Origin of the sequence: Pantoea sp. Sc1 (assembly GCF_000255315.1) — a bacterium.
Taxonomy (GTDB): domain Bacteria; phylum Pseudomonadota; class Gammaproteobacteria; order Enterobacterales; family Enterobacteriaceae; genus Pantoea; species Pantoea anthophila.
The window spans coordinates 323,781-337,776 of record NZ_AJFP01000001.1 but is presented as its reverse complement, the minus strand read 5'-3'; the positions used below and the strand labels follow the sequence as shown (position 1 = coordinate 337,776).

11 protein-coding genes are annotated in these 13,996 nt (G+C 59.4%); 6 read left to right on the top strand and 5 right to left on the bottom strand.

Going from position 1 to position 13,996, the window contains the following annotated elements; translation table 11 throughout:
• Positions 1–163: 163 nt before the first annotated feature.
• A complete protein-coding gene (locus tag S7A_RS01560; RefSeq protein ID WP_009087342.1) occupies positions 164–1,150 on the bottom strand; it encodes a Gfo/Idh/MocA family protein in 987 nt (328 codons plus the stop codon).
• Positions 1,151–1,296: 146 nt separating this feature from the next.
• Between S7A_RS01560 and S7A_RS01555 the strand changes: the two genes are divergently transcribed.
• Positions 1,297–2,985, top strand: coding sequence for a chloride channel protein (locus S7A_RS01555; RefSeq protein ID WP_033736464.1), 1,689 nt, complete (start codon positions 1,297–1,299; stop codon positions 2,983–2,985).
• Here the strand turns inward: S7A_RS01555 and S7A_RS01550 are convergent.
• Positions 2,982–3,485: a M48 family metallopeptidase gene (locus S7A_RS01550; protein WP_009087337.1), complete on the bottom strand. Its 504-nt coding sequence runs from the start codon at positions 3,483–3,485 to the stop codon at positions 2,982–2,984. The genes S7A_RS01555 and S7A_RS01550 overlap by 4 nt on opposite strands.
• 85 nt (positions 3,486–3,570) lie before the next feature.
• Between S7A_RS01550 and rlmG the strand changes: the two genes are divergently transcribed.
• A complete protein-coding gene (rlmG, locus tag S7A_RS01545; RefSeq protein WP_009087335.1) occupies positions 3,571–4,689 on the top strand; it encodes a 23S rRNA (guanine(1835)-N(2))-methyltransferase RlmG in 1,119 nt (372 codons plus the stop codon).
• On the opposite strand, the gene S7A_RS01540 is transcribed toward rlmG, so the two are convergent.
• Together S7A_RS01540 and S7A_RS01535 are read right to left on the bottom strand one after the other, a co-directional pair.
• Positions 4,690–6,708 carry an NADPH-dependent 2,4-dienoyl-CoA reductase gene (locus S7A_RS01540; RefSeq protein ID WP_033736462.1) on the bottom strand — a complete coding sequence of 673 codons (2,019 nt, stop codon included), beginning with the start codon at positions 6,706–6,708 and terminating at the stop codon, positions 4,690–4,692.
• A 150-nt stretch (positions 6,709–6,858) separates the two neighbouring features.
• Positions 6,859–7,566 carry a polyphenol oxidase family protein gene (locus S7A_RS01535; protein WP_009087331.1) on the bottom strand — a complete coding sequence of 236 codons (708 nt, stop codon included), beginning with the start codon at positions 7,564–7,566 and terminating at the stop codon, positions 6,859–6,861.
• Between the two features lie 106 nt (positions 7,567–7,672).
• On the opposite strand from S7A_RS01535, the gene S7A_RS01530 reads away from it, so the two are divergent.
• The 4 genes from S7A_RS01530 to S7A_RS01515 all read left to right on the top strand — a co-directional run bounded on the left by S7A_RS01530 (position 7,673) and on the right by S7A_RS01515 (position 12,851).
• The gene (locus tag S7A_RS01530) at positions 7,673–8,482 is read left to right on the top strand and encodes a 5'-nucleotidase, lipoprotein e(P4) family (protein ID WP_009087329.1); all 810 of its coding nucleotides are present in this window, start codon (positions 7,673–7,675) and stop codon (positions 8,480–8,482) included.
• Between the two features lie 580 nt (positions 8,483–9,062).
• Entirely contained in the window at positions 9,063–9,695 is a 633-nt protein-coding gene (locus S7A_RS01525; protein WP_033736060.1) for a carbonic anhydrase, read from the top strand.
• Complete coding sequence (locus tag S7A_RS01520; RefSeq protein WP_009087324.1) at positions 9,695–11,170, top strand: SulP family inorganic anion transporter; 1,476 nt, start codon at positions 9,695–9,697, stop codon at positions 11,168–11,170. Before S7A_RS01525 ends, S7A_RS01520 begins: the two co-directional genes overlap by 1 nt.
• A 259-nt stretch (positions 11,171–11,429) precedes the next feature.
• Positions 11,430–12,851 carry a GGDEF domain-containing protein gene (locus S7A_RS01515; protein WP_009087321.1) on the top strand — a complete coding sequence of 474 codons (1,422 nt, stop codon included), beginning with the start codon at positions 11,430–11,432 and terminating at the stop codon, positions 12,849–12,851.
• 21 nt (positions 12,852–12,872) lie between these two features.
• Here the strand turns inward: S7A_RS01515 and ddlA are convergent, their stop codons facing one another.
• On the bottom strand, positions 12,873–13,970 hold the full coding sequence (gene ddlA, locus S7A_RS01510) for a D-alanine--D-alanine ligase (RefSeq protein ID WP_009087319.1): 1,098 nt from the start codon (positions 13,968–13,970) through the stop codon (positions 12,873–12,875).
• Positions 13,971–13,996: the final 26 nt, after the last annotated feature.

Here is a 13,996-nt window from a genome sequence, read left to right as displayed (position 1 = left end):
GTCTCACTTACAACACAGAAATCGATTCCGGGTTGCCTGACGACCGGATGCTTGCGCAACGTAGTGACGATCAATCAGATTACAAGTTACTCCCCTTTGCAGAAAGCTACGTTACGGTTTCACCGCCCAGGAAGCAACAGCTCGCAGACATATTTAGAAATATTTACACAACCGCCCGATCGGCCGGGAAGATAACACCGGTCTGTCGACGGATTTCAGTCAGCAGTGCCGCCGTGGTGCGTGAGATCGCAAGCCCGGGATGCGCCACCTGACGCTGCGCCACCAGCCGGGCAAATTCGGCCGCCTCATAACGCATCGTGTTGCTATGCTGCGGCTGACTTAACACCTGCTTTTCTCCGCCGCGGGGCATAAAGGTCAGCTGCTGACACTCCGATAACTTCTCAATAAGCAGCGATCCGGCTTCTCCCTGAATCTCGCTGGGCAGGCTGGAGTCACTGACTTTCGAGTGCAGAATCGTCACGTCAAAATCGCCGTAGTCGAGCACCACCACCCCATGTCCGTCCACACTACTCTCAAGCAGCGTGGCGCTGGCCTGCACCCGCTGCGGCGCGCCCCACAGTGCCACCGCCGAGGCCAGGCAGTAATAACCGATATCCATGATTGAGCCGTTCGACCAGCGCGGATCAAAGGTGTTGGGGTTTTCACCATTGAGATAGCGCGGGTAGCGCGATGAATACTGACAGTAACTCAGCAGGGCTTTCCGCATCCGCCCCACGGCGGGCAGCGCCGCTTTTAAATGCAGGAAATTGGGCAGGCTGGCTGTTTTGAACGCCTCAAACAGCACCACCTGATGTTCCCGGGCGCAGGCGATCATCTGCTCCGCCTCGGCCAGATTGGAAGCCAGCGGCTTTTCACAGATGACATGCTTGCCGTGCGACATAAACAGCAGTGCCTGCTGGCAGTGCAGGGCGTTAGGGCTGGCAAGATAGACCGCATCGATCGCCGGGCTGGCGGCCAGGGCCTCCAGCGAGGTAAAGGTTGCCTGGCAGGGATAGTCGGCGATAAAGGCGTCCGCCTGCTGCTGACTGCGCGAATAGACCGCACAGAGTTGCATCCCGCCGGTTTCATGCGCGGCATCAATAAACTGGCGTGTTATCCAGTTTGTTCCCACAATGGCAAAACGAATCACGTTTTCTCTCCGGCAGCGGTAAAGCGGCAGAGTAACATCTCTCCGGCGCGGTGCAATGGGGAGGGGCGGGCAGGGATTGATCCTGCGATCCCGATTCCAATACTATGCGGGAGCGATGAATGTCAGGCACCAACCAGGGAGCGCAGGTGAAAGCAAGTAAGCACGCATTAAACTGGACCACACTGTTGATCGCCATTCCGGTCGGATGTGCCGCATCGCTGGTGACGCTGGCTTTTCGCGGCGTGATTGAACTGATCAACCATCTGCTGTTTGCCCGCAGCGGGGAGATTAGCGGGTTACTGCCGCTCTGGCCGTGGATTTTCTGGCCGCTGCTGGTGGGGGCTGGTGGTGTGCTGGCGGGCTTTTTTCTGCGTTATGCGGTCGCCATTGAGCAGCAGCAGACGGTGAAAACCGACTATCTTGAGGTGATCAATGCCCGGCTCGATGCGGTGCCGACCCGAACCTCACTATTCCGCGCCTTGTCCTCCATCGCCAGTATCGGCAGCGGCGCGTCGATAGGGAAAGAGGGGCCGATGGTGCAGCTTTCGGCGCTGTGCGGCAGCGCGATTGGCCGCCTGCTGCCCGCCTCGCTTAATCTGAAAAACAGTGACGTGGTGGCGATGGCGGCGGCGGCGGGGCTTTCATCGGTCTACCATGCGCCGCTGGCTTCGGCGATCTTCGTCGCCGAAATCGCCTTCGGCATCTCCGCCCTGCAGCGGCTGATCCCGCTGATTATCGCCTCCGCCACGGCGGTGATGACCATGTGGACGCTGGGCTTTCGCAGCGCGCTCTACCCGCTGGCGGAGGCGAACTTTGCCATGGATCTCAGCAGCCTGCTGATGACGGTACTGATTGGTTTGTGCGCCGGGCTGGCGGGCTGGCTGCTGATTAAGTGCATTGCCCGCAGTAAAGCGCTGTTCAGCCGGGTCGCCTCCCTGCCGCTGCGCCTCGGTGCAGGCGGACTGGCCGTGGGCTTACTGGCACTGCTCTCAACCGATATTCTCGGCAACGGCTACGAAGTGATTGTGAAGGTGATGGCGGGCCACTATCTGCTGCCGGGCCTGCTGCTGCTGCTGCTGCTGAAAACCGTTGCCACCAGCCTCTCGGTGGGCTCGAATGCGGTCGGCGGGCTGTTTACGCCGTCACTGCTGATTGGCGCGCTGCTCGGCGTGATCCTGGCGACGCTGGGGGCGATGCTGCATCTGCCGCTCGGCAATGTGCTGCTCTATGCCGCTATTGGCATGGCGGCGGTGCTGGCGGCGGTCAGCCAGGCCCCGCTGATGGCGATGCTGATGGTGCTGGAGATGACCCTCAACAGCAGCCTGCTGTTTCCGCTGATGATCGCCACGGTGCTGGCCTCCATGGTGGTCTATCGGCTGCAATCGGCCAGCACCTACCCGGTAGTAAGCCATCACTTCACCCGTTCAGAAGCGAAATATGATTTCGATAACATGCGCATTGCCGAGCTGATTATTCCCGGCGCGGCGTTGCAGCCGGAAGCGTCGGTGGGGCAGGCGCTGGCGGTCAGTTCACTGAAGCGCGAACGCTACGTCTATGTGATCAACGCTGAGGGGGCTTTCCTCGGCGTGGTCTCCATTCATGAGATTTCACGCCGGGTGCTGGCGCAGGAGATCACCCTCGACTCGCCGGTGCAGTGCGTGATGGATCAGGATTTCCCGGTGATCTATCAGAACCAGAGCATGCGTGAAGGGTGGGAAGCCTTTGCCGCCGTCACGCTGGAGCGGTTGCCGGTGCTGAACAATCCTGCTGAGCGCCATTTTGAGGGCGCGCTGACCAAAACCAGTCTGATCCAGAAAGCGCAGGAGTTTCTTTAAGCCGCGTTGCCGCGCATCGCCTGGTCGGTCATCCAGAGCCGCGCATCAAATTCGAGCTGGTGGTAATCCGGCTCCATATGGCAGCAGAGCTGGTAAAACGCCTTATCGTGATCTTTCTCTTTCAGGTGAGCCAGCTCATGCACCACGATCATGCGCAGAAAAGGCTCCGGCGCGAGGCGGAAAAAGGTGGAGATACGGATTTCCGCTTTTGCCCGCAGTTTGCCGCCCTGCACGCGCGAGATGGCGGTGTGCAGCCCCAGCGCGTGCTTCATCACTTTAATTTTGTTGTCCCACACCACCTTACTGATCGGCGGCGCGTTGCGCATAAAGCGGTTTTTCAGCGCCTGGGTGTAGTCATAAAGCGCCTTATCGCTCACGACATCGTGGGTATCGGGATAGCGCTCCTGCAGAAACGCGCCTAAGCGCTGATGGGTAATCAGGGTCTGCACCTGCTCAAGAAGGGGAGCAGGATAACCCTGAAGGTAGATGAGTGAGGACATTAGGGATTCCAGGCGAAAAAGAGTATACTGCGCGCCCTTTTTATCGGGGCGAAAATTAATCAAAGTGTACCACGCCGGAGAATTCATGAGCCAACTTGAACTGAACGATCGCACACTGATCCTGCATCGCTTCCCGCAGATGCGTGACGAAAGTCCATTACAAGCCTGGGATGCGGCTGATGAGTATCTGTTGCAGCAGGCGCTGCCAGAGGGGCCGGTGCTGGTATTCAACGACAGTTTTGGTGCCTTAACCTGTGGTCTCAATCCGCGTCCCGTCTGGCACGTCAGCGACTCCTGGCTGAGCCAGCAGGCCGCCCGGCAGAACCTCTCTTTCAACGGGATGGATGACAGCGACGTCCACTTTATTGACAGCCTGGCGGCGCTGCCTGCTTCCCCGGCAGCGGTGCTGATTAAAGTGCCGAAGACGCTGGCGCTGCTGGAGCATCAGCTGCGCGCGATTCGTGAAGTGGTGACGCCGGAGACGGTGATTCTGGCGGCGGCCCGCGCCAAAGAGATCCATAACTCCACCCTGCAGCTGTTTGAACAGATCATCGGCGAGACGAAAACCTCGCTGGCGTGGAAAAAAGCGCGGCTGATCTTCAGTCAGTTCAGCCAGCCTGCCCTGCGCGAAGCCCGTCCCACGGAGGTCTGGCCGCTGGATGGCACCCCTTATCAGATCCACAACTACGCCAACGTTTTCTCACGCAGCTCGCTGGATATCGGCGCACGCCTGTTTGTGCAGCATCTGCCGGAAAATATCGAAGGCGAGATTGTCGATCTGGGCTGCGGTAACGGCGTGGTGGGGCTGATGGCGCTGGCACAGAACCCACAGGCTGAGGTGCATTTTCTGGATGAGTCCTACATGGCGGTCGCCTCCAGCCAGCTTAACGTGGAAGTGAACCGTCCGGAGGATCTGTCACGCTGTCAGTTCCTGGTCAACAACGTGCTGAGCGGCTATCCCTCGGACCGGCTGCACGCGGTGCTGTGCAACCCGCCGTTTCACCAGCAGCACGCCGTCACCGATCACCTGGCGTGGCAGATGTTCCGTGATGCCAAACGCTGTCTGCAATATGGCGGCGAATTGCGCATCGTCGGCAACCGCCACCTCGACTATCACCAGAAGCTGAAAAAGCTGTTCGGCAACTGCACGCTGGTCGCCTCTAACCAGAAGTTTGTAGTGCTGCGCGCAGTGAAAATGCGCTAGTCAGACACGCAGCGCCAGCGCGGTCGCCTGTGCGATGGCGCGGCGCGCATCCAGTTCCTGCGCCACATCGGCACCGCCGATCACCGTCACCTTCTGTCCCCGTGCACGCAGCGCCGCTTCCAGTTCGCGCTGCGGCTCCTGTCCGGCGCAGATAATCACATTATCGACCGCCAGCAGCAGGGTTTCACCGTTGCGCCGCAGGTGCAGCCCGCGATCGTCAATCGCCAGATACTCCACGCCGCCCCACATCTCCACGCCGCGCGCCTGCAGACTGGCCCGGTGGATCCAGCCGGTGGTTTTTGCCAGCCCGGCGCCGGGTTTGCCTGTGCGGCGCTGCAGCAGCCAGATCTGCCGTAATGCGGCGGGCGGCTCGGGGGCCACCACACCGCCGCGCTGCGTCAGGCTCTGATCGATACCCCACTCAGCGTAAAAGGCCGCGCGATCCGCGTCATGCGAAGGCTGCGACAGAAACTCAGCCACATCAAAACCGATGCCACCGGCTCCGATAATCGCCACGCTTTTCCCCACCGGACGCCCATCGCGCAGCACCTCAAGGTAGCTCAGGACGCTGGGGTGATCGATGCCCGGAATATCCGGCGTGCGTGGCTGAATGCCGGTGGCCAGCACCACCTCATCGGCATCACCCAGCCCCTCGGCCGTGACCCGGCAGCCGGTCCTGACCGTCACCCCGGCGGCCGCCAGCTGGTGGCGGAAATAGCGCAGGGTTTCACTGAACTCCGCTTTGCCGGGGATCAGCCGGGCAATATTGAACTGGCCGCCGATATCGGCGGCGGCTTCATACAGCGTCACCTGATGTCCGCGCCCGGCCGCCTGCAGGGCAAAGGCCATTCCGGCCGGGCCACCCCCGACCACCGCCAGCCTGCGCGGAGCGCGACTGGGGATCACCGGCATCAGCGACTCGTGGCAGGCGCGCGGATTGACCAGGCAGGAGGTGATCTTTCCGGCGAACACCTGGTCAAGGCAGGCCTGATTACAGGCGATGCAGGTGTTAATGCTGTCCGGTTCGCCGCGCTGCGCTTTGCTGACAAAGGCGGCATCGGCGAGGAAAGGGCGCGCCATCGACACCATATCGGCGCAGCCTGACTGCAGCAGCTCTTCGGCGACGGCGGGGTGGTTGATGCGGTTAGTGGCGATGACCGGCACCGACACGTGAGCACGCAGGCGCTGCGTGACCCAGGCAAAGGCCGCGCGCGGCACGCAGGTGGCGATGGTCGGGATGCGCGCTTCATGCCAGCCGATACCGGTATTGAACAGCGTGACTCCACACTGCTCCAGCTCGCCCGCCAGCAGCAGCGTCTCCTCCAGCGTGCTGCCCTCTTTGATCAGATCGAGCATCGACAGCCGGAAGATAATGATAAAACGGTCGCCGGTAGCGGCACGCACCGCGCGGGTGACTGCGAGGGCAAACTGCATTCGCTGGCGGAAGTCGCCGCCCCAGCGGTCGCTGCGCTGATTGGTGTGCTTCACCAGGAACTGATTAATCAGGTAGCCTTCAGAGCCCATGATCTCCACGCCGTCGTAGCCGGCCTGGCGGGCCAGGCGGGCGCAGCGCGCAAAGTCATCAATAGTCTGTTCAATCGCCGCCTCGCTCATCGCCTGGGGCGTAAACGGATTGATCGGCGCCTGAAGGGCTGAGGGCGCGACCAGATCGGGCTGATAGCTGTAACGGCCGGTATGCAGGATCTGCAGGGCGATTTTGCCCTGATGCTGATGAACGGCATCGGTAATCTGCCGGTGCCAGTGACACTGCGCCTCCTCTGTCAGCATCGCGCCGTGGGCGGTGGTGACGCCCTGCGCATTAGGGGCAATGCCGCCGGTGACAATCAGCGCGACGCCTTCGCGCGCGCGCTCGCCATAGAAAGCCGCCAGCCGGGCTGCGCCATCCGGGTGCTCTTCCAGGCCGGTGTGCATGGAGCCCATCAGGAAACGGTTTTTCAGTCGGGTAAAACCCAGGTCCAGCGGCCTGAACAGCGTGGGATAGTCGGAATGGACGGCCATGATCATCACTCACGATAAAGTGGTCGGATGAGTTAACTCTAGTCATTTCTGTGTTAAAAAAAAGTGAAAGAGTGTCAGGGTGTGAGTGAAATCAACATCAGCCGCGACAGGCCGTGCGTCCGCCGTGGCCGATTTTCAGGGCGGGCGCGATTATCGCCGCCGGATCCAGGAGTAGCGGGAGTGATAGCCGCTGCCCGTATGGGTGTTGAAGCGGTAGCTTGAACCGCCCTCGGCCATACAGTAGGTGCAGACGCCGACATTATCGATCTGCGCAGCCGGAACGCCCGCATCGACCAGCATCTGCGTTGCCAGAGCCGGCAGATCGAACCAGAGACCCTGCTGACGCGCCGTCGCCTGCGGGCGCTGAGCCTCACCATTGACCGGCTGCTGCCTGTGCCAGCGCAGCCCGCGGGCCAGCGCCGGATTCCGGGCGATCTCCGCCAGCTGAGGTTCGGCCAGCTCATAACAGCACGGGCCGAGTGCCGGACCGATCGCCACCAGCAGATTCTCTGGCTCGCTACCCTGTTCGCACAGTTTTTCCACGGCGCGGATCAGCACGCCCGCCAGCGTGCCTTTCAGTCCGGCATGCACCGCCGCCACGATGCGCTGCTGAGGATCGGCGATCAGCACCGGCAGGCAGTCAGCGGTATACACCGCCACCGGGCGCGTCCCGCTGCTGATAATGCCATCCGACTCGCAGCTTTTGGATGGGGTGTTTTCGACGTCGAAGACGACCGTGGCACTGTGGCGCTGATGCCCCCAGGCGCCGTCGGCGGGCGGTGGCTCACCGGCGGGCTGAAAGGCATAATCCACCCAGTCCAGCGAGTCGAGCAACGGCGAGCGCGGGATAACGGCCATAGGAATCTCCTGTGATAACAGCGTGCATTGGGCTGCCAACAGCTTACGTTAACTGCTACATTTTTGAAGCGTCTCCTCAGCCCTTTCTCACCTTAAGGATGAAATGATGAAAACCTCCGCAAAACTTGCCGCCTCCGGACTGGTTGCCCTGCTGCTGACCGGCTGCGCCTCCTCGTCACATCAGAGCGCTCAGCAGCAGCTCGGGCAGCAGTCGGTGCTGGCGGTCAACTGGTTCCAGCAGTCCGGCGAATATCAGGCGCTGACCTGGCAGGCATTCAACACCGCACGCATGGCGTTCGATCAGGCGCCGTCGCTGACCGGCAAACCGAAAGCCGTAATTGTCGATCTGGACGAAACCATGCTGGATAACAGCGCCTACAGCGCCTGGCAGGCGAAAAACGGTCAGCCGTTCAGCAGCAAGAGCTGGTCAGCCTGGACCCAGGCGCGACAGGCGAAAGCGGTGCCCGGCGCGGTTGAGTTTGCACGCCACGTCACCCAGAACGGCGGCACGCTGTTCTACGTGTCGAACCGCGATCAGAAAGATTACGCCGCCACGGTGGCGAATATGCAGCAGCTCGGTTTTCCTGACGTCAGTGAAAAAACGGTGCGTCTGAATACCGACAGCTCCAACAAGCAGGCGCGTTTCGATGCCATCAAAAATGCGGGCTACAACGTGGTGCTCTACGTGGGCGATAACCTCAACGATTTCGGCGGGGCGACCTGGCATCAGGGCAATCAGCAGCGTCGCGATTTTGTGAATCTCAATCATCAGCAGTTTGGCACGCAGTTCATCGTGCTGCCGAACCCGCTTTACGGCGACTGGGAGAGCGGTATGGCGGAGAATTACAATAAGCTGACGCCGGAACAGCAGCTCTCCGTGCGGGAATCGCGCCTGCAAAGCTGGAACGGTAAATAATTCGTCAAGAAAAAGAGCCTGACCCGTTCAGGCTCTGTTAAATTCTGGTCCTGATTTACTTTCAGCTGTCACTATTTTGCTGCGAATTAAATTAATCATCTCTCGCTTTATTCTTATCTCAAAGCAGGCGTATTTAACTGGCTCTCTGCTATTAAGATGGTTGATTGTGCTAATGGTTAATTTTTTAATTAAGAGTAATCCTGGTAAAAGTGGGGCGAACGGGCAGGGCAAGAAAAAGCCATGCGGTTAGTGTTTGTATTTATTTGTCAGCAATAAATTAAGTCTTTTATTTTAAAGTTTTTAACTACCTGATATATCTTGCCTTAATCTGCGCTGCTTATGTTTCCTCATTTTTCTCCTGCTGAATTAAATTTACTTTCCTCTGACTTTTGCTGACGTTTAATTGACAAATCACGCCATGTTAAAGCGTTGTGAAATATTGCTCGTGCATTGGCAATGGTTAACGTCTATAACCTTTTTCTGTGACCTTGTTCTTATTTACCTGGCGGCTCTCACGCTATTTGTGAGCCGATACACTTTGTGATCAGCCAGGATGCGACATCCCGGTAGTAGAGAGAAGATGAATGTGACGACACTTAAACCCTTATTAGCGAAAAATCGCAGTTGGGCATTACAGCGCCGCCAGCGTAATCCAGACTATTTCAAAAAATCCCTTCATCAGCAAAAACCGCACTCGCTCTGGATTGGCTGTTCAGACAGCCGTGTTCCGGCCGAAGTGCTGACCGGCTCCCACCCAGGCGAACTCTTTGTGCATCGCAATATCGCCAACATGGTGCTGGAGGAGGATGACAATCTGCTGAGCGTGCTGCAATACGCGCTCTTCTTTCTCAACGTGAAACGCATCGTGCTCAGCGGCCACTACGGCTGCGGCGGGGTTGAAGCCGCACAGAACCTGCCAGGCAGCGTGCTGGAAGGGCAGGACACCGCACTGGGAAGGCGTATTCAGCGGCTGCGTGATGACATTCAGCAGGGGCTGGCCGAGGAAGGGCCAGCAGACGCGACCCCCGATGAACAACGCGATCGGCTGGTTGAAGCCAACGTTAAAGCGCAATTCGCCAGGCTGGTGAAGTCTGAGCCGGTCAGGCAAATCTGGCAATCGGGCCAGGAACTGGAGGTGTTTGGTTGTGTTTATGACCTGCGCTCCGGCCATCTCAAAGAGCTGATTCATCAATCTTCAGAGGAGCCTTCATGATGAATTCTGATACCCTGCGCCGCGACATCCCGGCAGGTCTGGTGGTTTTCCTGGTGGCTTTACCGCTCTGTCTGGGTATCGCTCAGGCCAGCGGGCTGCCGCCGTTTGCCGGTCTGCTGACCGGGGTGATTGGCGGTCTGGTCGTCACCTCGTTAAGTCCCTCGCGCTTTGCCGTCAGCGGTCCGGCGGCGGGGCTGGTCACTATCGTTGTCGCCTCGATGGCGACGCTGGGCAGCTTCTCCGCCTTCCTCACCGCGCTGATTATTGCCGGGGCATTGCAGTGCCTGTTGGGTCTGCTGCGCGCCGGACGGTTTATCTCGCTGGTGCCGGGCAGTGTGATTAAAGGCATGCTGGCGGCGATTGGCCTGCTGCTGATCATGCAGCAGATCCCGGTGGCGCTGGGCGCGGCGGGCGATGCGGAGCTGGTTTCGCTGGTGAATGGGCAGATGACCTTCTCACTGCCGTCGATTGTCGTGGCGGCGGTCGGTTTAGCCATTCTATGCCTCTGGACAACCGCCCCGATCAAACGCATTAAGGCGCTGGCGTGGATCCCCGGGCCGCTGATTGCGGTGCTGGTTGGCTGCGTCGCCACGGTGGCAGGCGGAAGGCTGTTTCCGGAGATGGCGCAGGGGCTGGCACGCATCTCGCTGCCCGCCTTCGACAGCGTCTCTGCGCTGGTGGCTGAGCTGGAAACGCCTGACTGGATGGCCTGGCAGAATCCGCAGGTCTGGGTCGTCGCCGTGACGCTGGCTCTGGTTGCCAGCCTGGAAACCCTGCTGAGTCAGGAAGCGCTGAAAAAGCTGCGTCCGCAGACGCCCGCGCCGTCGCCCAACAAAGAGATGTTCGCTCAGGGTATCGGTAATCTGACCGCCGGTTTTCTGGGCGCAATGCCGATAACGGCGGTGATTGTGCGCAGTTCGGTCAACGTCAGCGCGGGGGCGCAGACAAAGCTCTCCATCTTCATTCACGGTGTGCTGCTGCTGATCTGCGGCATGTGGTTCAGTGAGATGCTGAACGCCATTCCCCTGGCCAGCCTGGCCGCGGTGCTGCTCTACACCGGCTATAAACTGGCGACCCCTAAACTCTTTGTCGAACAGTTCCGGATGGGGGCCCAGCAGTACGTGCCGTTCCTGGCGACCATCGTCGGCATTATTACGCTGGGGATGCTGGTCGGTATCGGCATCGGTATCGCCACGCAGATCCTCTACAGCATCTATAAAAGCCATCGCAACGCGCTGCAGCTTACCCGTTATGACGACCACTACGTCCTGCGCTTTCAGCAGAACCTGACTTTCATGCACAACCCAAAGCTGCAGGGATTGCTGGATGAGATCCCGGAGAACAGCGTGGTGATTATCGATAATGACAATGCGGAATATATCGATCCCGATGTGAAAGCGGTGCTGAAAGATTTTGGCGACAACGCGGACAAGCGCGGCATCCGCCTGAGTCAGTGGCCGGTGGCCGTAAAATAGCCTGAAGCGCAACGGCAGCATCAGCAGAAGAGCAAAAATCGGATATCTCGGATAGCCGATTTTTTTACTGGCGGGGCATAATAAAGCCCCGTTTTCTGCTGTCATCTGCTGTGCTTACCCGGCGCCGGGGCATTTTATTGAGTTAGCCCATGAAGTGGGGTTTTATCGCAGGATGACATTGAGGGCATTCAGGATTTAATCATTCTGACACCACGCGCTGGCGTGGAGAGCCAGCCTCACCGCGATAAGGTCCGGACGCATGCGCACACCGCTGTTTGAAGAGCACAACGCAAAGAAGAACGCAGTTTTGCTGTTTTTAATCACGCTGCTGTTTTGTTTTATCGGCGGACATCTGCGCTTTCCCAAAGAGCTCTCTCTCTTCTGGCCGGTCAATGCGATCGTGACGGGCGTCATCGTCCGCAATCCCTTTTTGCACCGGGGCCGCTACTACCTGGCTATCCTGGCCGCCATGGTGTTCAACGACACGGTTTTTTCGGGCTGGGCGTTCTCAGCGTTAACCCTTAACGTGGCGAATGTGCTGTTTGTGCTGGTGGCGGTGACGCTGCTGGTCAGGCATCTTCAGCACGATTCCGGCAGTGAGCGGATTACCAGCGTGCTGCGAATCTTCCCGGCCTGCCTGCTGGCGGCGTTCACCTGTGCCAGCTGGGGCGCGCTGGCGCAGCAGGCTGATTTTGATACCGGGCTGGCGGTGGCATGGGCTGACTGGTTCAGCGAGCAGTTCTCCACCGGGCTGATGCTGCTGCCGTTTTTGCTGACCCGCGACTGGTCGTCGCTGTCGCCCCGCCAGTTTCTGCACATCCGCAAGCTGCTCCCGGTTATCGCCGTGGCGGGTTCGCTGACAATCGGGGCGATGATGGGTGGCGCGGGCAGCCTGACGTTCCCGGTTCCTGCGCTGATCTGGTGTGCGGTGGTGTTGCCCATGCCGCTGACCAGCCTGGTGATTTTACTGACCGGCATTACCGAAATTATCCTGGTGTCGCACGGCGTGATGAACATTCAGGGCAGCGACGCGATGCTGCCGCTTAACCATCTCACCTCGGCCCGGCTGGGGGTGGCCACCATCTCCATCAGCCCGCTGATCGTGGCCGCGAGTATGGATGCGATCCGTCAGCTTAACCAGCGCCTGGCGCTGCGGGCGAATTACGACTTCCTGACCCGGCTGCTGTCGCGTTCCGGTCTCTATGAAAGCCTGCGCAGTGAACCCATCTTCCCTGAACGCAAAGCGGGCGTTATCCTGCTGGATGTCGACTACTTCAAAGCCATTAACGACAATTTCGGTCACGACGCGGGCGACAGCGTGCTGGAAGAGATCGCGCGCCGGATGCAGCGGGTGGTGGGCAAAGCGGGACGCATCTGCCGTTTTGGCGGCGAGGAGTTTGTGGTGGTGCTGTTCGATCAGAACCCGGAGAGACTCTATTTTCTGGCTGAGAATATCCGGCAGACGATGGCGAAAGAGAAGTTCTGGCTGCAGGGGAATACCGTGACGGTGACCGTCAGTCTGGGACTGGCGCATGACAGCGCCGCTGAGGCGACGGAGTGGCCCCCCGTCATCAACCGGCTGATCTCAGCGGCAGATAAAAACCTCTATCTGTCGAAACGCAACGGCCGCAACCAGACCTCACCGGTTAACTACCGCACCTTCACCAGCGACGTGGCCTGACGCGCCACGCCGCGGATGCACTCAGCTGACGCTGCTTTTCAGGGTGCAGGCCTGCTGGTGGCGCTCGATGGCCAGGTCGATCAGGCGGCTGATCAGATCCTGATAGCTGAGTCCGGCTGCCTGCCATAATTTCGGGTACATGCTGATATTGGTGAAGCCGGGCAGGGTATTCACTTCGTTGACAATAATCTCGCCACCGTCGGTTAAAAACACATCGACGCGCGCCATACCAAAACACTCCAGTGCCGTGAAGGCTTTAATGGCGACCTCACGAATGGCATCGCTGGTTTCCGTGGAGAGGGCGGCGGGCACCACCGTCTGCGCGCCGCTTTCCGAGATATATTTGGTGTCGTAGGAGTAGAAGGCATCATGCACCACCACTTCGCCGCAGGGGCTGGCTTCGGGCGCATCGTTGCCCAGCACCGCGCACTCAATTTCGCGTCCTTTAATGCCCTGTTCAATCAGCACCTTACGGTCAAAGGAGAAGGCGAGCGCCAGCGCGGCGTCAAATTCCGCCGGGCTGTCCACTTTGCTGACCCCGACCGATGAACCCTGATTGGCGGGTTTAATAAACAGCGGCAGGCCAAAGCGGGCAATGACAGCCTCTGCATCCAGCTGGGCGCGCTGCGCCTGGGTGACGCTCAGCCACGGGGCGACCTTCAGACCGGCATCGCGTAACAAACGTTTGGTGAAATCTTTATCCATGCTGACCGCAGAACCGAGCACGTCGGAGCCGACAAAGGGTAACGAAGCCATCCGCAGCAGGCCCTGCAGAGAGCCATCCTCACCCAGCGTGCCGTGAACGATAGGGAAGATGACATCGATCTGCGACAGCGGATGTGCGTTGTGACGGGTGATAACCTGCTGCTGAGTATGACCAGGTACCAGCGCCACATCGTCAGCCGCGCGATTCAGGGCGATCAGTGACGGATTCTCAGCGTTCAGTAAGAAGTTGGACGCATCATTAAGACGCCAGTGCCCCTGTTTGTCGATGCCCAGCAGCACCACGTCAAACCGGGTTTTGTCTATCGCCTCAAGGATATTTTTGGCCGACTGCAACGACACTTCATGCTCAGCCGATTTCCCGCCAAACACGATCCCTACCCGCAACTTAGTCATCAATTTTGCCCACTGAAAAATCAAAA